Origin of the sequence: Mucilaginibacter sp. 22184, from assembly GCF_052045695.1 — a bacterium.
GTDB lineage: Bacteria > Bacteroidota > Bacteroidia > Sphingobacteriales > Sphingobacteriaceae > Mucilaginibacter.
Genome location: NZ_JBQEPI010000010.1, coordinates 164,838 through 181,700 on the forward strand (window position 1 = coordinate 164,838; position 16,863 = coordinate 181,700).

Consider the following 16,863-nt stretch of genomic DNA (forward strand, 5'->3'; position numbering starts at 1 on the left):
TAGAGGCAGTTGCGAAATTCGTAACTGCTTTTTTATTCTGTACTTTTGACCCTGATATTTGTACTCAACATATATTACATGTTATTAATCCCCCTTTTTACCATATGAATAAAAACAATTATGCGATCATCATGGCAGGCGGCATCGGGAGCCGTTTTTGGCCCATAAGCCGGTCATCGCATCCCAAACAATTTATAGATATCCTGGGCACGGGCAAAACCCTGATCCAAAATACATACGAACGTTTTCTGAAAGTATGCCCCAAAGAAAACATCTACGTGGTGACCAACGAGAATTATACCAAACTGGTGAAACAACAATTACCGGAAATGGCCGATGGGCAAATCCTGACCGAACCGGTGATGCGCAACACGGCCCCCTGCGTGGCTTATGGCTGTTTCAAGATTGAAAGCCTGAACCCCGAGGCGGTTATCGTGGTAGCCCCCTCAGATCAGCAGATCCTGGATGAGGAGGCTTTTGTGACAGCGATTGAAAAATCACTGGAGACCGCAGCCTCAACCGATAGTTTGATCACCCTTGGGATTAAGCCATCGCGCCCGGATACAGGTTACGGATATATCCAGTATACCGACCAGGCCATTAACCAGGATTTTCATAAAGTAAAAACGTTTACCGAAAAACCCACGCTGGAAATAGCCAAAACGTTTATCCAGAGCGGCGACTTCCTATGGAACGCGGGTATCTTTGTATGGTCGGCCAAAGCCATAGTGAATGCTTTTGGTCGTCATTTGCCAGAGATGCATGAGATCTTCGCGGAAGCACGTCCGGTGTACAATACCGGGGACGAGAAGAGCTATGTGCACAAAGCTTATCAGCAATGCATCAATATCTCGATCGATTACGGGATCATGGAAAAGGCGGATAATGTGTATGTACTGCCATCGGCCTTTGGCTGGAGTGATCTGGGCACCTGGGCCTCGATCTATGACCTGGCCGAGAAAGATTATGTAGGCAACGTGGTGATCCCGTCAGAAAAAGTGATCATGTATGATTCATCCAACTGCATGGTAAATGTACCGGGCGAGAAACTGGTGATATTACAGGGCTTGCATGATTTTATCGTGGTAGAATCCAACAACACGCTGTTGATCTGTCCGCGCGATCAGGAACAGAATGTAAAACAGGTAGTGGCCGATGTGAAAGCCAAATTCGGTACTAAGTTTATTTAACGTGCAGTCTTGTTCATTTTTGAATAATAGATTACAACTTTAAAATATGTAATAGCTTTGTATATCCGGTCGTTATCGGTACAAAATATTTAATAAATATATGACTATCACCCCAACCCCGATTGAAGGGCTTATTGTTTTAACCCCCCGTATTTTTAATGATGATAGGGGCTATTTTTTCGAATCCTTTAATGAAAAAGTATTTATTGATGCGATTGGATCGAAAATTCAATTTGTTCAGGATAATGAATCATTCTCAATAAAAGGGGTACTGCGTGGGCTGCATCTGCAAAAAGGAGAACATGCGCAGTCAAAGCTGGTGAGGGTAACGCAAGGGGAGGTATTAGATGTAGCGGTTGATCTGCGTAAAAATTCGTCAACATATGGCCAGCACCATAGCGTATTATTAACAGCAGATAATCATAAACAGTTTTTCATACCGAAGGGCTTTGCTCACGGTTTTGTTGTATTAAGCGATACCGCCATTTTTCAATACAAATGTGATAACTTTTATAATACACAAGCCGAAGGTGGCCTGAACTACGCCGATCCTGCTTTAAATATCAATTGGCAGTTGGGTAATGATGAATTGATAGTTGCGGATAAAGACAACCAATTACCCTTTTTAAAGGAGCTTACTGATCTGGGATTTTAATAATAAACAAACACAACTATGCAAAACATTGTGGTTTTCGGAGCGTCCGGACAACTGGGACAATGCCTCAAAAAGGTTTCGGCCGAAAAAGGTATAAGTACCATTATTTTTCCTCCTGAAACAGAAGCTAATATCCTGGATACAGATGCTATATCAAAAGTATTTGAACAATACAGACCGGCCTATGTCATTAACTGTGCTGCTTACACAGCCGTTGATAAAGCAGAGGATGATGTGGATATGGCCCGCAAAATAAACAGGACCGGGGCAGCCAATCTGGCTCAGGCTTGTAAGCAATACGGTGCCATATTGGTTCATACCTCAACAGATTTTGTTTTTAAGGGTGATAAACCCTATCCGCTTGTTGAAACAGATATAGCTGACCCGATAAGCATATATGGTCTTACCAAATTAGAAGGCGAGCAGGATGTTGTCCGTATATTACCACAGCACTTTATCTTGCGCACCAGTTGGTTGTATTCGGAATATGGTAATAATTTTGTGAAAACAATGCTCAAATTAGGGGCGGAGCGCGACGAATTGAAGATCATTGCCGACCAGATAGGTACGCCTACTTATGCTATTGATCTGGCAGTCGTTATATTGGATATCATTACATCGGGCAGTGAAAGCTTTGGCATTTATCATTATAGTAATGAAGGGGTAACCTCATGGTATGATTTTGCCAAAGGAATATTTGACCTGTCCGGAACCCAGGTAAAAACATATCCCATACGCACCAGCGAGTATCCTACACGGGCCACCCGTCCAGCATTTTCGGTAATGGATAAGGCGAAGATCAAAGCTACTTTTAATATCCAGATACCTTATTGGAGAGACAGTCTGATAACTTGTTTAGAAAGACTGTGCCCCCCAGCCCCCTGAAGGGGGAGCTTTTTATTGGCAGCATAAAAACAAAGTCCTGGTTTCTCAAAAGAAAGCAGGACTTTGTTTTTGAATGACTACTCCATTTTGTTAAAAAGTGGGTTTACATGGTTTACACTTTTTAGGGTTAACATGGGTTTATATAATTGATAATAAAGTAATTATATATTTTTGTGTCCAAAAAGTGTAAACCCACTTTTTGGAAAAAACGCCCAATAAAATAGCGGGCTAAACTAATATTGTTCCCGCGGCTACCGTTTCGTTAGTGGCCTCGTCAACCAATATCAGTGAGCCTGTGATGCGATTTTTGCGATACTCGTCAAATACAACAGGTTGGGTGGTACGCAAGCGTACGCGTGCCATCTCGTTCATTTTGATATCACCTGCATTTTCCAGCTTTTCCATTGTATTGATGTCCAGTTTATAGCTTACCTCTTTAATAATAGCCATTACCTCACGGGTAGTGGTTTTTAAGTGGTATTTGGCACCGGGACGCGGGCCTTTAGCGGCCATCCAGCAAAGCATCACCTCCAGATCCTGGCTTACTTCGGGTTCACTGTCGTCCTTAACAATCATATCCCCGCGACTGATATCAATATCATCTTCCAGGGTAATAGATACGGACATCGGTGCAAAAGCCTCTTCAACCGGGCCCGAGTAAGTATCGATAGATCTGATAGCTGATGTTAAACCCGATGGCAGAACAGTAATCTTGTCGCCCGGTTTGAAAATACCGCCGGCAATACGACCGGCATAACCACGGTAGTCGTGATATTCAGCCGCGTGCGGGCGTATTACTGTTTGTACAGGGAAACGCGCATCGGAGTGGTTCTCATCGCTGCCTATGTGGATAGTTTCCAGCGTATGCAGCAGGCTCTCGCCTTTATACCAGGGCATGTTTACCGAATCGTTCACCACGTTGTCTCCTTCCAGTGCGCTGATAGGTACATAACGGATGTCGGTAACATCTATTTTGGCCGCAAAATCCTCGTATTGTTCAACTACTTTATTGAATGCTTCTTCAGAATAATCAACCAGATCCATTTTATTGATACATACAATAATATGGGGGATCTTTAATAACGACGCGATGAACGAGTGCCTGCATGTTTGCTCCACAACGCCTTTGCGGGCATCTATCAGCACTAAGGCTAAATTAGCTGTAGATGCGCCGGTAACCATATTGCGGGTATATTGGATATGCCCCGGGGTATCGGCAATAATAAATTTACGTTTTGGGGTGGCAAAATAACGGTAGGCAACGTCGATAGTAATGCCTTGTTCTCTTTCAGACCGTAAACCATCGGTAAGTAAAGAGAGATCGATATGCTGCAAGCCTTTCCGTTCGCTCGATTGTTTTACGGCCGCCATCTGATCTTCAAAGATCGATTTTGAATCGTATAATAACCTGCCAATCAATGTGCTTTTCCCATCATCTACACTGCCTGCTGTTGTAAAACGTAATAGTTCCATTTTTTATGTGGTGGTTAGTATCGAGTAGTTAGTATCAAGCATCAAGACAGTTTCACAAAGTGAAATAAGCCTTTTTAAAAATTTTGATACTAGCTACTTGATACTAAAATTAAAAATAACCTTGTTTTTTTCTGTCTTCCATTGATGTATCAGAGCGTTTATCATCGCTTCTGTTACCACGTTCGGTGCTGCGGGTGGCCGAAACCTCTGCTACAATTTTCTCCAGGGTATCCGCATCCGATTCAATGCCACCGGTTATGGTGATATCGCCTAACGTTCGGAAACGCATCAACTTGTTCTCTACTTTTTCGCCATCGCGCAATACTAAAAACTCGGATGCCGGCAGCCAGGTACCATCACGGTAAACGGCTTCACGGTTATGTGCAAAGTAAAGGGAAGGGATAGCGATATTTTCCTGCAGGATGTAATTCCAGATGTCCATTTCTGTCCAGTTACTGATCGGAAATACCCTGAAATGCTCGCCCATGCGCTTGCGGCCATTGAAAATATTCCAAAGCTCGGGGCGTTGGTTTTTGGGATCCCACTGGCCAAACTCATCGCGGTGCGAAAAGAAACGCTCTTTTGAACGTGCTTTTTCCTCGTCACGTCTTGCACCGCCGATAGCCGCATCGATCTTGTGGCTCTCGATGGTATCCAGTAAGGAAACTATCTGTAGTTCATTTCTGCTCGCGTTTATGCCGCTCTCTTCAACGGCCCTCCCTTTATCAATAGCTTCCTGTACCGATCCAACGATGAGCTGTACACCCAGGTCGGCCACCAGGCTATCCCGGAATGCCATAGTTTCTGGAAAGTTATGCCCGGTATCAATATGGATAAGGGGCATAGGTATTTTGGCAGGCCAAAAAGCTTTACGGGCCAGATGAGTTACCACAATGGAATCTTTTCCGCCGGAGAACAATATGGCAGGGCGATCAAACTGGGCTACAACTTCACGAATAACGTATATAGCCTCTGATTCTAATTCCTGCAGATGAGTAAGATAATATTTATGCATTTTAAAACGAAAACCCGCTAAATCCACCTAAATAGTAGTATTTGGCAATCAAACTGCAATATTAGCAAATTATGCTCATTTTATCGCTATCTAATGTATTTTAAACCTGAAATTTAACACCATTTTATGAAACCGGAAAAGAGAGATAAAATCTAAAGAAATTCTTACAAGTACTAGAAATATGATCAATATGTTATTAGTGTATTAAAACTAAATGTGATTAAACGGGAATAATAATATTCTACCGTTAAAATATGTTATATATGGCAACCTACGTGTAGGTTATGCGTAAAAAATAATTACTTTTAAAAATCTATAACACAATCAGTCTAATGAAAGGAATTATTTTAGCGGGTGGGTCAGGTACCAGGCTTTATCCAATTACCAGGGCGATAAGTAAACAGTTGATGCCTATTTATGATAAACCCATGATCTATTACCCTTTGTCGGTTTTAATGCAGGCCGATATCAAGGAAATACTCATCATTACTACTCCCGAAGATAATGAAGGCTTTAAACGCCTGCTGGGTGATGGCGCTGAATTGGGCTGTAAATTTGAATACGCCATACAGGAAAAGCCTAATGGCCTGGCACAAGCCTTTGTCATAGGCGAAAAATTCATTGGAAATGATAAAGTAGCACTGATTCTGGGTGATAACATATTTTATGGAACAGGTTTTAGTGAATTGATACGCAGCTTTAACAATGTGGATGGTGCTGCCATTTTTGCCTATCATGTGGCCGACCCGGAAAGATATGGTGTAGTTGAGTTTGATGCGGATTTTAAAGCATTATCTATCGAAGAAAAACCAACTCAACCCAAATCAAAGTTCGCCGTACCGGGATTGTATTTTTATGATAACAGTGTTATCCAGATAGCTAAGGATCTTAAGCCTTCGCCACGTGGAGAATATGAAATTACTGATGTAAATAAATATTATCTGGAGCAGGGTAATTTGCACGTAGGGGTGATGGATAAAGGTACAGCCTGGCTGGATACCGGCACTTTCGATTCTTTAAGCGATGCTACAGAGTATGTACGTGTGATTGAAAAACGCCAGTCGACCAAAATTGGTTGTATTGAAGAGGTAGCTTACCGTCGTGGGTTTATTGACGATGCTCAGTTAAAGGTATTGGTAGCTAAGTATATTAAGAGCGGTTACGGAGCTTATTTGCAAAGTTTACTATCGTAGTTTCTCTCAAGCTTATATCGTATTTACAACATTGATCATTTGACTGATCAAATCGGGATCACTGGCCTGAAACCAATGGATGGAGCTGTCTTTACGGAACCAGGTGAGTTGTCTTTTGGCGAATCGCCTGGTATTTTGTTTGATCATTTCAACGGCTTTTTCCAGGCTGGTTTTACCATCAAAATAATCAAACAGTTCGGTATAGCCTACGGTGTTGAGGGCGTTGAACCGGCGGGAGGGGAGTAATGCCTCTGCTTCTGCTAACAAGCCCTGTTGGATCATCAGATCAACCCGTTGATTAATACGATCGTACAATATTTCGCGGGGCAGGTTGAGCGCCAGTTTGATGATATCGAATGGTCGTTTGTTTACGGTAGCTTGCCTGTACGATGAAAAAGGTTTGCCCGAACTTTCAAAAACTTCCAACGCCCTGATAATACGTTGAGGGTTGCCCAGGTCAACTTCATTGTAGTAATCGGGGTCGGCCGCTAATAATTTCTGTTGTAGGTGAGTGATGCCTTGTTCTTCCAATTCCTGATTGAGCCTTTCGCGGATAGCCGGATCGGCCGTTGGCAGATCGTCAAAGCCCTCACATATCGCTTTAATATATAAACCCGAACCTCCGGCCAAGATCACGCGGTCATGCGTTTTAAACAGCTCATCCAACAAAGCCAGTCCTTGCTTTTCAAAATCGCCAACAGAAAATGGCTCGGTTATGGAATGCGAATCGATGAAATAATGCTTTACAGCTGTTAATTCCTGCTCGTTGGGTTTGGCTGTGCCAATACTCATTTCCCTGAAAAACTGCCTGGAATCGGCAGATACCACCACCGTATTGTAATGCCTGGCCAATTCAATAGCAGCGGCGGTTTTACCTACGGCTGTTGGGCCTGCAACTACAATAAGAGTTTTGGTAGGATGGTATGGCATGAGATAAATTGTCAATAAAAAAAATTGTCATTCTGAGCGGAGCGAAGAATCTATTCGGTAACAGATCCTTCGTTCCTCAGGATGACAAATTTGTAAAATAACATACATTGCCTCGTTCCTCGCAATGACGTATCTGTATAGTATTATTTTATTAAATCGCTATTAATAATCATCACCACCACCACGATGCGGACGGTCTTCTTCATCAAAGCCTTCATCATCGGCAAACTCGTTCCCAAATTCATCTTCTTCCTCCTCCTCGGCTTCGTGTTTTTCTTCCGGCAGGTCATCAACCTCGGTATCTGTTACTTCCGAAAAGTCTTCTGCATCTTCGGGGTTAAAGGTCATCTCATTCAGGAAGTCGAAATCTTCGTTAGTAGGTGGTATAATGGTTGGGTTAAATACATTACCGAATTGTTTTGGTGCTTCGCCAACAGATTTTATAACGGCAGGATAAGTGGTGCCGGGTGTTTCGTCCAGAATGATCTTCATCAGTTCGACGTGAAAATCAAAAGGACGGTCGAAATTAAAAGTATAGTAAAATTTTTGATGCGGATCATCAATAAAACTCAGCAGTTTTACATTGCTCATTAATGATACGCCACGGTCTATCCTTTTTTGATTAGGTAAATAAGTAATTTCTTCACCTTTTGTCCATTGGTCATTACTGATATAAAAGGAAGATGAAAACTCGGGATTGTAACCGGTTGACTGGTGTATTGCGCGGTGGAGATCCTCGAAGGTTTGATTTGATTTTACATCAATCTCTCTCATTACATCATCATAATCTTCGAAAGTTACCCTGAACCTGTATAGTGCCATTGTTTTTGTGAATTTTGGGGACAAAAATAATCTTTTAATTCAATTTTGTGTCTGCCACAACTTTTAAGCCAATTTCTAAACCTTTGCTTATTGTAAAATTTAAAGCCGCTTCGCGGTTATTGGGAATTTCGCCTTCCAGTATGGCTTCACGTATCTGATTTTTGATAATTCCTACCTCACGGCCCTCCTGAAGGCCAAAAAGTTGCATAATATCGTTACCGGTAACAGGTGGTTGCCAGTTTCTGATGCTGTCTCGTTCTTCAACATCTTTTAATTTTTGTTGAACTAACTCAAAATTGTTACGATACTTTTTAACCTTATATTCGTTTTTGGTGGTAATGTCTGCTTTACACAACAAGATCAGGCCTTCAATATCATCTCCAGCCTCAAAAAGTAACCGTCGAACGGCCGAATCGGTAACGATGGATTGTGATAATACAATGGGGCGTAAATGAAGCTGCACCAGTTTTTGCACTTGCTTCATTTTTTCGTTAAGCGGCAATTTTAACTGAGCAAATATTTTAGGTACCATGCGGGCGCCACGGTCTTCGTGACCATGAAAGGTCCAGCCGTGGCCGGGTTCAAAACGTTTGGTAGCTGGTTTGGCAATGTCATGTAGTATGGCAGCCCAGCGCAGCCAAAGGTCGGTTGTGGTTTCGCAAATATTATCTAATACCTGCAGGGTATGATAAAAATTGTCTTTATGGCCTTTGCCATCTATATAGTCAACCCCGTACAGGTTGGTCATCTGCGGGAATATTTTATGCAGCAGGCCGGTATCAAATAAATAGTTGAAACCAATGGAAGGTACCGGCGACAGGATGATCTTGTTCAACTCGTCGGTGATACGCTCCTGCGATATGATGCTGATACGATCGGCATTGTTCCTGATCGCTTCTACGGCTATATCATCTATCCGGAAATTTAGCTGTGTGGCAAACCTGATAGCACGCATCATGCGTAGCGGATCGTCAGAAAAAGTTTCATTCGGGTTAAGCGGTGTCCGGATCAGTTTGTGTTCCAGATCGGCTATGCCGTTAAAGGGATCGAGCAGCTCGCCAAAAGTATCGGGATGAAGGGAAATAGCCAGCGCGTTGATGGTGAAATCTCGGCGTTTCTGATCATCCTCCAATGTGCCATCCTCTACGATGGGTTTCCTGGAATCGCGGCGATATGATTCTTTACGGGCGCCAACAAATTCCACTTCCAGATCCTGGTATTTAAGTGACGCGGTGCCGAAGTTTTTATACACGGCTACCTTTACTTTTAATTTAGCCGCCACGGCTTCGGCAAAAGCGATACCATTGCCTATAATAACAATATCAATATCTTTTGAAGGGCGTTTAAGGAAAATATCGCGTACAAAGCCACCAATAGCGTAAACCTGCAGATTGTGCTGTGCTGCAAGTTTTGATATTATAGAAAATACGGAATGCTGAAGGTGGGCTTTCATGTAGCTTAATAAAATTCTGAGTTCTAAAATCTAAATTCTAAAACGAAGGTCAAAGGTAATGGTAAATCCTAAGTTCTAAAAACATAAAAAGAATCAGGAGTCAAGAGCCAGGAATCAAGACACAAAAGGCATAGTTATTTTTCTTGACTCTTGACTCTTATCTCTTGCCTCTATTTCCTACCTACGTAGAAACTCAAACGTACCATCGGGAGCCAGTTTCATAATGGTTGATGGGTTTTTGATCTCTTTGCTGTGCTGATCAATATCAACCACATAGTCAACACCATCAACGATCTCCTGGTCTATCTGCGAAAAATATTGCGGAGATGGCTTGCCGCTGATATTGGCCGATGTTGATACCAGCGGTTTACGCAGCCGCTGTATCAATTGCTGGCAAAACTGGTGACTGGTTACCCTGATACCCACGCTGCCATCGGGAGCTATTAAAGCCGGTGAAATATTTTTGGCGCCCGGCATAACCAGGGTCAAAGGGTTTTCGGCATATTTAATCAGGTCATAAGCCAGGGTATTAACCTCCTGTACATAGCTTTCCAGTTTGTTTTCGGTATCCAGCAAAATGATCATGCTTTTGGCTTCATCGCGTTGTTTCAGGCGATATATTTTTTGTACGGCTTCGGTATTGGTGGCATCGCAGCCAATACCCCAAATGGTATCGGTAGGGTACAGGATAATGCCGCCTTCCTGTACTATTTTTAGTGCTTTGGCAACTTCGTCTTTAAGCATGGTTGGTATATTTTATTAGAATCAAGAACCAAGAGTCAAGAATCAAGAAAACAGTTAAATGTTTTTTCCTCTTGGTTCTTTGCTCTTATATCTTAACTCTTGATTTAACGCGTTTATAATTTGCAATTCATCCAGCAGTTCCATACAACGCGGAACGCCATAAAGCTTGCAGGTATTGCGTACACAAGGTTCGCAGGTTAGTTTACCATAACGCAATACGGTTAAATTTTGTTTGTTATAAGGGGCCGTGTTATGCTCATTGCCTGCACCGAATAAGACGATAACAGGCGTACCCACACTGTTGGCCAAATGGGCAGGCCCCGAATCGGTAGTTAACATGGCCGAGCTTTGTGCCATCAGGCTGCATAAACCAGGCAGATCAGTTTTACCCGCGTAGTTTTCTAATCTCTCCGGGTTTTCAGCACCGGTAATAAGCTGTGTTACAAAATCGGCCTCTTTAGCTGCACCGATCAACCCAAAGGTAATATCCGGAAAAGCAGCGGTTAATTTATTCAGCAGTGCCTGTCCTTTATCCAGCGGCATCCTGCGCGATGATGCTTCGGAATTAAAGTTGATGAGCAGCCGGTTGTTTTGTTTGGGTGCTGTTGCAGGAGCATTTAATGTTACTTGTTTATGAGGAATTGTTTTACCGGTAAATTGCTCCAGTAAGGATAGGTATTCGTCAACTCGGTGCAGGTTAGCAGGCTTTTTAAGGGAATTGGTGAGTAAAAAAAAGCCACCTTCTTTACCAAAGCCTACCCGCTTTTTTGCACCGGTTGCCCAGGCCATTACTAACGATGAAAGTGATTGAGGTAGATTAAAAAAGAGATCGTACTTACCTGCTTTCAGTTTTTTACCAAAACGGTAAACACCGCCAAGGCCACTAAATTCCCGTTTTGAAAAAGGATGGATTTGGGTTAAGCCCGGTATCAACGGGGCAATATTACTGAGATCTTTTTTGATGATCACATCGATCTGAGCATCAGGATAAAGCTGACCAACCGCGTTAACAAATGCGGTGCTCATCACCACATCGCCAAGCCAGTTGGGCAGCCTTATTAGTATTTTCATTTTATGTTGATTAGGTGAGTGGTTGATTAAGTGAATGGTTAATTAGTTAAATATTTAACATCTAACTACTCACTTAATCCAACATAATCAACCAATTACTAAACCGCTACGTTATTTTCTCTTAACGCGTCGTTCAATGATGTTTTTTTATCGGTTGATTCCTTGCGGGTACCAATGATAAGGGCACAAGGAACCTGGTAATCGCCGGCAGGGAATTTTTTAGTGTATGAACCCGGAATAACTACCGAACGCGCCGGTACACGACCTTTATATTCAACCGGAGTTGAACCAGTTACGTCGATGATCTTAGTCGACGCTGTTAAAACCACATTGGCACCTAATACAGCTTCATGCTCTACATGTACACCTTCAACCACAATAGCACGTGATCCCAGGAAGCAATTGTCTTCAATGATAACCGGTGCAGCTTGCAATGGCTCCAGTACACCACCAATACCAACACCACCGCTTAAATGTACATGCTTGCCTATTTGCGCGCATGAACCTACAGTAGCCCAGGTATCAACCATGGTACCTTCATCAACATAAGCGCCAATGTTTACGTACGACGGCATCATGATAACACCTTTAGCCAGATAAGCGCCATAACGGGCAATACCGTGAGGTACCACACGTACGCCTTCGGCTTTATAATTGGTCTTTAGTTTCATTTTATCATGAAAAACAAAAGGGCCAACTTTAATTTCTTCCATTTGGCGGGTAGGGAAATACAGCACTACTGCTTTTTTAATCCACTCGTTCACATGCCAGCGTGAACCAATTGGTTCGGCTACACGGATCTCGCCTTTATCCAACCGCTCAATAACGGTTTCGATAGCGGTGGTATATTCATTATAGTTCAGCAGATTCCTGTCTTCCCAGGCATCTTCAATCAGTTTTTTAAGATCTTGCATTGGTAAAATTAAACTTTTGGCAAATTAAAGGAATTTTAGGGAGAATTGATTGAAATTAGGCGATTAGTCGCTAACCTTTTGAAACGAAAGTTTGATTAAGCGAACGCTCGTAATAAAGCAGAAGAATAAAGGAACGTTGGATTGATGCAGCAATAAATTTTATCTGCTTAATATTTTCTTGGTCACAAACTCATCAAAAAAGTAGGTACGGTAAGTGTTGCCAATGGATATTTCATACTTACGGATGTTTACCGTATTATTATCAAAAGCGGTTATTTGATTGATGTTGATGATATACGATTTGCTAATACGGGCGAAAAGGTTTTGAGGCAACTGTTCATGAATGGTTTTAATATTCATAGCGGTGATGATCTTTTGATCTTCGGTTTGCATCACCACATAATCTTTAAGGCCTTCAATAAATAAGATATCTTTAAAATAGATCTTGATATATTTCCGGTCGGCTTTAACAAAAAAGTAGTCCTCCGCGATATTCTCAATTTTGCTGTTCGAATGATCGGCTTTTAAAATGTCCTGGTAAAACTGCGCTTTATTTACCGCTTTCAAAAAACGTTCATGCCGTATGGGTTTAATGAGGTAATCAATGGCTTCAACCTCAAAGCCTTCCAATGCATATTCGGCATAAGCGGTAGTGAAAATAAGTAAAGTTTTGGAGGGGATCATTTTGGCAAATTCCATTCCGCTGAGGCCCGGCATCTGGATATCCAGGAAAATGAGATCGACCGGATTTTCGTTAATGAATTTTGCCGCAGCATTGGCGCTTCCAAAACTATTGAGTAATTGTAGATTAGGAGTTTTATTGGCAAATAACTGAATGGCCTCCCGGGCTAAGGGCTCATCATCAACAATAATGCAATTCATAGGATAATTTTTAAGTCAACACGGAATTTATCTTTGTCATCCTGGATCCGGAAAAAGTGTTTTTCCGGATAAAGCAATTCCAGTCTTCGCTTTACATTTCCCAGTCCTAACCCTCCATTACCATTACTGATCACTTCGATCCGGGGTTTTGAATTAATGCAATTAAAATCGATCTCGTTGTGCTTTACTTTAAAAAATACGTGAATATAGGATGTGTTTTCGGCATCCATGTTATGTTTTACCGCATTTTCAACAAAGGTAATAAAAAGTGAGGGGGATACCTGTACGCCACTGATGTCGCCTTCTCTTGACATAATGAACTCAAAATTATCACGCCGTATTTTTTCGAGGTTTAAAAAATCTTCTAAAAAACGGATCTCAGCAGTAAGCAAAACCTTGTTCCGGGTACTGTCATAAAGCTGGTAACGGAGCAAATCGCTTAGCTTCATAACCACTTGCGAAGCCTTTTCGGGATTGGTTTGTGTTAATACGTTAACATTATTGAGCATGTTAAATAAAAAATGCGGATTGATCTGGTTTTTTAATTGTTCCAGTTCGGCCTGTATAGTAACCGTTTCCAGATCATTGATCCGCTGATTAACAACGATGGAGTGCTGAAATAATTTAATAGCGGCAGAAGCCGCTATCAGGATCAGGAATATCAGCGTTATAAAAGTAAACAGAAGGATACTGGTGTTTTCGTTACTGGCTTTGTAGTGAAACTTAAAGTAAGGGTTGATCATATATTTTCCTGATACAAAAAATACCAGAGCCACGCCAAATAGTATCATTACCCATATAAAATATTTTACATAACTGGCATTAAATACAAAGCGGGGTATCAATACGTACATGTTGATGTAAAACAACAGCAACAGGATAAGAAAGAAGGTGATTTTTAAATAGGTGTTAACAGGTTCAATAAACGTATCCCTGGTGCTTGAAAATATGGCTCCAAGAAATAAAACCAGTGCGATATGCCTATAAATCCTATACTTTTTGCTGCTTAAAAACTGTATGAGCATATCATTATTTAACTCCTTTGTATCAGTTTCAGGTTTCATCGGATGTCTGATCATTTAAAAATAAATATTTTAAACAGGGTGTAAATTTTGTTTATACCAAATGTGTAAATTATTATACCAAATGTTGCTTTAATAATTTATTAATACGCATGATTTTTTGCTTAACGCTTATATTTTTTAGTATAAGCGATAGTGCACTTCCTATAATTTATACTGGGTTTCGTATAAATTAAAATAGTTTAGTTGTAGATACGGATACCTTAGTGCTATATGCAAATGGCCAGATCTATCTTTACTGTTTTCATAACACTGACCACCATTACTGCCTACGCTCAAAAGAAGGCTACCATTAACGGAACTGTTAAGGATGCTGCCTCAGGTGAAACCTTAATAGGGGCTTCTGTTACCCTTCAGGAACTACCGGCAGTTGGTACGGCAACCAATAATTATGGATTTTATTCGCTGGCCGTTGCAGAAGGGGAATATACGGTATTATTTACCTGTGTTGGATATAACCCTGTTGCTCAAAAAATAGCTCTTCATAAAAATCAGGTTGTTAATATTTCCTTATCCGCTAAAAATGGGTTGAAAGAGGTTGTTGTAACAGGCAAGCGCTTGAGTAATGACAATGTAGTATCTCCCCAGATGGGTGTGGAGAAATTGAACATGTTGCAAATTAACCAGGTACCTGTATTGTTAGGCGAAAGGGATATTCTGAAAACGATAACCCTGCTGCCGGGTATTAAGTCGGCGGGCGAAGGGAATACCGGCTTTTATGTACGGGGCGGGGCATCAGATCAAAACCTCATTTTGCTGGATGAGGCCCCGGTATATAACGCATCGCACTTACTGGGCTTTTTTTCTACGTTCAATTCAGATGCTATTAAGGATGTCAATATCTATAAAGGAGGGATGCCGGCCGAATATGGCGGCCGTCTATCTTCCGTATTGGATGTTAAGATGAATGATGGCAATAATAAAGATTTTGGCGGACAGGGAGGCATCGGTCTTATTTCATCAAGGATCAAAATTGAAGGCCCTCTTGAAAAAGATAAAGGATCATTCATGGTGAGTGCCCGCAGAACATATGTTGATCTTTTTTTAAAACTCACAACAGATACCAGTATAAGGGGTAACTCACTATATTTTTATGATGTAAATGCCAAGGCCAATTGGCATTTTGATGATAAAAATGCCATTTATATTTCAGGTTATCTTGGGAAAGATGTTTTGGCCTTAAAAGATGTTTTAGGAACAAACTGGGGGAATAAAACCGGTACACTAAGGTTTAATCACATATTCAACAGCAAGCTGTTTTCCAACACTTCTGTAATTTACAGCAATTATAATTTTGTTGTACAGGGTCTTCAGGATAATGCGCGTTCATTTAAAGCTACCTCGCAAATTAATGATGTTAATTTAAAGGAGGATCTGCAATATTCCATTGGCTATCAACACACACTAAAATTTGGATTCAATATCCTGTACCATGATATCACCCCAGGGGATATCACTTCTCCTCAAAATTCAAGTTATAACAATAAACATGTTGAAAAAAGACATGGTTTTGAAAATGCCCTGTATGCAAGCGATGAATGGAATGTAAATAAGCATTTAACTTTCCTTTATGGTTTAAGACTAAGCGGATTGTTTTTACTAGGCCCCGGAACATTTAAAACCTATAACAATGCCGGTAATGTTACAAGCGCCAAAATATATAATTCCAGAACTGACCTGGTGAAAAAATACATCAACCTGGAACCACGTTTTACGGCAAATTATATCATAGACGATCAAAATTCAATAAAAGCTTCCTACAACCGTAATACCCAAAATATTCATTTGCTCAGTAATTCATCAAGTAATTCACCTACCTATTTGTATGTGATGAGCAGCAATAACATAAAGCCCGAAATAGCAGATCAGGTATCTACCGGCTACTTCAGGAATTTTGGTGATAATACTTTTGAATTTTCAACAGAAGTATATTATAAATGGATGCAGAACCAGATTGATTATAAAGATGGTGCCCAGCTTTTGGTTAATCAGGATGTGGAGTCGCTGCTTACTTACGGTACGGGCAGGGCTTATGGCATCGAATTGCTTTTGAAGAAAAAGTATGGCCGTTTCAATGGATGGATAGGTTATACTTTATCCCGAACCGAGCGCCGGTTTGATGCCATTAATAGTGGACATTACTTTCCCGCAAGGCAGGATCGTACGCATGATGTTTCTGTTGTTGGTATCTATCAGCTTAATAAACGCTGGTCTTTCTCAAGCACCTTTATTTATGGTACCGGGAATGCTGTTACTTACCCTACCGGAAAATACAGCTCGGGTGGGTTAACAACCTTTTCCTATACACAACGAAACGGGCGCCGTATGCCTTCATCCAACAGGCTAGATTTTGGCGCCACGTTCGAAGGGAAAGAACATAAAAAATATCACTCCAGCTGGACATTCAGTATTTACAACGTTTACGCGCACAGAGACCCATATAGTATAACATTCAGAGATAGTAAGACTGTACCTAATACTACCGAGGCGGTTGAGACAAGTCTTTTTCCAACACTCATCCCGTCGGTTACCTGGAATTTTAATTTTTAACCTA

At 41.3% G+C, this 16,863-nt stretch carries 15 protein-coding genes; 5 read left to right on the forward strand and 10 right to left on the reverse strand.

What is annotated here, in order from left to right; all coding sequences use genetic code 11:
• Nucleotides 1–104: 104 nt before the first annotated feature.
• The 3 genes from ACTJKG_RS22125 (at nt 105) to rfbD (ending at nt 2,730) form a co-directional block, all read left to right on the forward strand.
• Nucleotides 105–1,190, forward strand: coding sequence for a mannose-1-phosphate guanylyltransferase (locus tag ACTJKG_RS22125; RefSeq protein ID WP_172333528.1), 1,086 nt, complete (start codon nt 105–107; stop codon nt 1,188–1,190).
• A 100-nt stretch (nt 1,191–1,290) separates the two neighbouring features.
• Nucleotides 1,291–1,845, forward strand: a complete 555-nt coding sequence (gene rfbC, locus ACTJKG_RS22130) for a dTDP-4-dehydrorhamnose 3,5-epimerase (RefSeq protein WP_172336410.1) — start codon at nt 1,291–1,293, stop codon at nt 1,843–1,845.
• A gap of 18 nt (nt 1,846–1,863) precedes the next feature.
• On the forward strand, nt 1,864–2,730 hold the full coding sequence (rfbD, locus tag ACTJKG_RS22135) for a dTDP-4-dehydrorhamnose reductase (protein WP_172336409.1): 867 nt from the start codon (nt 1,864–1,866) through the stop codon (nt 2,728–2,730).
• A gap of 228 nt (nt 2,731–2,958) precedes the next feature.
• On the opposite strand, the gene cysN is transcribed toward rfbD, so the two are convergent.
• Together cysN and cysD are read right to left on the reverse strand one after the other, a co-directional pair.
• The gene (cysN, locus tag ACTJKG_RS22140; RefSeq protein ID WP_172336408.1) at nt 2,959–4,203 is read right to left on the reverse strand and encodes a sulfate adenylyltransferase subunit CysN; all 1,245 of its coding nucleotides are present in this window, start codon (nt 4,201–4,203) and stop codon (nt 2,959–2,961) included.
• Between the two features lie 109 nt (nt 4,204–4,312).
• Nucleotides 4,313–5,218 carry a sulfate adenylyltransferase subunit CysD gene (gene cysD, locus ACTJKG_RS22145; protein WP_172336407.1) on the reverse strand — a complete coding sequence of 302 codons (906 nt, stop codon included), beginning with the start codon at nt 5,216–5,218 and terminating at the stop codon, nt 4,313–4,315.
• A gap of 332 nt (nt 5,219–5,550) precedes the next feature.
• Between cysD and rfbA the strand changes: the two genes are divergently transcribed.
• Nucleotides 5,551–6,411, forward strand: coding sequence for a glucose-1-phosphate thymidylyltransferase RfbA (gene rfbA / locus ACTJKG_RS22150; RefSeq protein ID WP_172336406.1), 861 nt, complete (start codon nt 5,551–5,553; stop codon nt 6,409–6,411).
• A 12-nt stretch (nt 6,412–6,423) separates the two neighbouring features.
• On the opposite strand, the gene miaA is transcribed toward rfbA, so the two are convergent.
• The 8 genes from miaA to ACTJKG_RS22190 all read right to left on the reverse strand — a co-directional run bounded on the left by miaA (nt 6,424) and on the right by ACTJKG_RS22190 (nt 14,291).
• Nucleotides 6,424–7,341: a tRNA (adenosine(37)-N6)-dimethylallyltransferase MiaA gene (gene miaA / locus ACTJKG_RS22155; RefSeq protein ID WP_440740436.1), complete on the reverse strand. Its 918-nt coding sequence runs from the start codon at nt 7,339–7,341 to the stop codon at nt 6,424–6,426.
• A gap of 162 nt (nt 7,342–7,503) precedes the next feature.
• A complete protein-coding gene (locus ACTJKG_RS22160) occupies nt 7,504–8,163 on the reverse strand; it encodes an IS1096 element passenger TnpR family protein (RefSeq protein WP_172336404.1) in 660 nt (219 codons plus the stop codon).
• A 34-nt stretch (nt 8,164–8,197) separates the two neighbouring features.
• The gene (locus ACTJKG_RS22165) at nt 8,198–9,616 is read right to left on the reverse strand and encodes a CCA tRNA nucleotidyltransferase (RefSeq protein WP_440740437.1); all 1,419 of its coding nucleotides are present in this window, start codon (nt 9,614–9,616) and stop codon (nt 8,198–8,200) included.
• 177 nt (nt 9,617–9,793) lie between these two features.
• Complete coding sequence (locus ACTJKG_RS22170) at nt 9,794–10,360, reverse strand: L-threonylcarbamoyladenylate synthase (protein ID WP_440740438.1); 567 nt, start codon at nt 10,358–10,360, stop codon at nt 9,794–9,796.
• 54 nt (nt 10,361–10,414) lie between these two features.
• Entirely contained in the window at nt 10,415–11,431 is a 1,017-nt protein-coding gene (locus ACTJKG_RS22175) for a glycosyltransferase family 9 protein (protein WP_440740439.1), read from the reverse strand.
• A 98-nt stretch (nt 11,432–11,529) separates the two neighbouring features.
• The gene (locus ACTJKG_RS22180; protein WP_440740440.1) at nt 11,530–12,345 is read right to left on the reverse strand and encodes a 2,3,4,5-tetrahydropyridine-2,6-dicarboxylate N-succinyltransferase; all 816 of its coding nucleotides are present in this window, start codon (nt 12,343–12,345) and stop codon (nt 11,530–11,532) included.
• A 159-nt stretch (nt 12,346–12,504) separates the two neighbouring features.
• A complete protein-coding gene (locus ACTJKG_RS22185) occupies nt 12,505–13,227 on the reverse strand; it encodes a LytR/AlgR family response regulator transcription factor (protein ID WP_172336399.1) in 723 nt (240 codons plus the stop codon).
• Nucleotides 13,224–14,291 carry a sensor histidine kinase gene (locus tag ACTJKG_RS22190; protein ID WP_440740441.1) on the reverse strand — a complete coding sequence of 356 codons (1,068 nt, stop codon included), beginning with the start codon at nt 14,289–14,291 and terminating at the stop codon, nt 13,224–13,226. Before ACTJKG_RS22190 ends, ACTJKG_RS22185 begins: the two co-directional genes overlap by 4 nt.
• 237 nt (nt 14,292–14,528) lie before the next feature.
• Here ACTJKG_RS22190 and ACTJKG_RS22195 point away from each other — a divergent pair, with 237 nt between their 5' ends.
• Nucleotides 14,529–16,859 carry a TonB-dependent receptor gene (locus tag ACTJKG_RS22195; RefSeq protein WP_440740442.1) on the forward strand — a complete coding sequence of 777 codons (2,331 nt, stop codon included), beginning with the start codon at nt 14,529–14,531 and terminating at the stop codon, nt 16,857–16,859.
• The last annotated feature ends 4 nt before the right edge of the window (nt 16,860–16,863 follow it).

Excerpts from the sequence above, each read along its gene's own strand:
- ACTJKG_RS22125 (WP_172333528.1), top strand. The coding sequence starts at position 105 with ATGAATAAAAACAATTATGCGATCATCATGGCAGGCGGCATCGGGAGC.
- rfbC (WP_172336410.1), top strand. The coding sequence starts at position 1,291 with ATGACTATCACCCCAACCCCGATTGAAGGGCTTATTGTTTTAACCCCC.
- rfbD (WP_172336409.1), top strand. The coding sequence starts at position 1,864 with ATGCAAAACATTGTGGTTTTCGGAGCGTCCGGACAACTGGGACAATGC.
- cysN (WP_172336408.1), bottom strand. The coding sequence starts at position 4,203 with ATGGAACTATTACGTTTTACAACAGCAGGCAGTGTAGATGATGGGAAA.
- cysD (WP_172336407.1), bottom strand. The coding sequence starts at position 5,218 with ATGCATAAATATTATCTTACTCATCTGCAGGAATTAGAATCAGAGGCT.
- rfbA (WP_172336406.1), top strand. The coding sequence starts at position 5,551 with ATGAAAGGAATTATTTTAGCGGGTGGGTCAGGTACCAGGCTTTATCCA.
- miaA (WP_440740436.1), bottom strand. The coding sequence starts at position 7,341 with ATGCCATACCATCCTACCAAAACTCTTATTGTAGTTGCAGGCCCAACA.
- ACTJKG_RS22160 (WP_172336404.1), bottom strand. The coding sequence starts at position 8,163 with ATGGCACTATACAGGTTCAGGGTAACTTTCGAAGATTATGATGATGTA.
- ACTJKG_RS22165 (WP_440740437.1), bottom strand. The coding sequence starts at position 9,616 with ATGAAAGCCCACCTTCAGCATTCCGTATTTTCTATAATATCAAAACTT.
- ACTJKG_RS22170 (WP_440740438.1), bottom strand. The coding sequence starts at position 10,360 with ATGCTTAAAGACGAAGTTGCCAAAGCACTAAAAATAGTACAGGAAGGC.
- ACTJKG_RS22175 (WP_440740439.1), bottom strand. The coding sequence starts at position 11,431 with ATGAAAATACTAATAAGGCTGCCCAACTGGCTTGGCGATGTGGTGATG.
- ACTJKG_RS22180 (WP_440740440.1), bottom strand. The coding sequence starts at position 12,345 with ATGCAAGATCTTAAAAAACTGATTGAAGATGCCTGGGAAGACAGGAAT.
- ACTJKG_RS22185 (WP_172336399.1), bottom strand. The coding sequence starts at position 13,227 with ATGAATTGCATTATTGTTGATGATGAGCCCTTAGCCCGGGAGGCCATT.
- ACTJKG_RS22190 (WP_440740441.1), bottom strand. The coding sequence starts at position 14,291 with ATGAAACCTGAAACTGATACAAAGGAGTTAAATAATGATATGCTCATA.
- ACTJKG_RS22195 (WP_440740442.1), top strand. The coding sequence starts at position 14,529 with ATGGCCAGATCTATCTTTACTGTTTTCATAACACTGACCACCATTACT.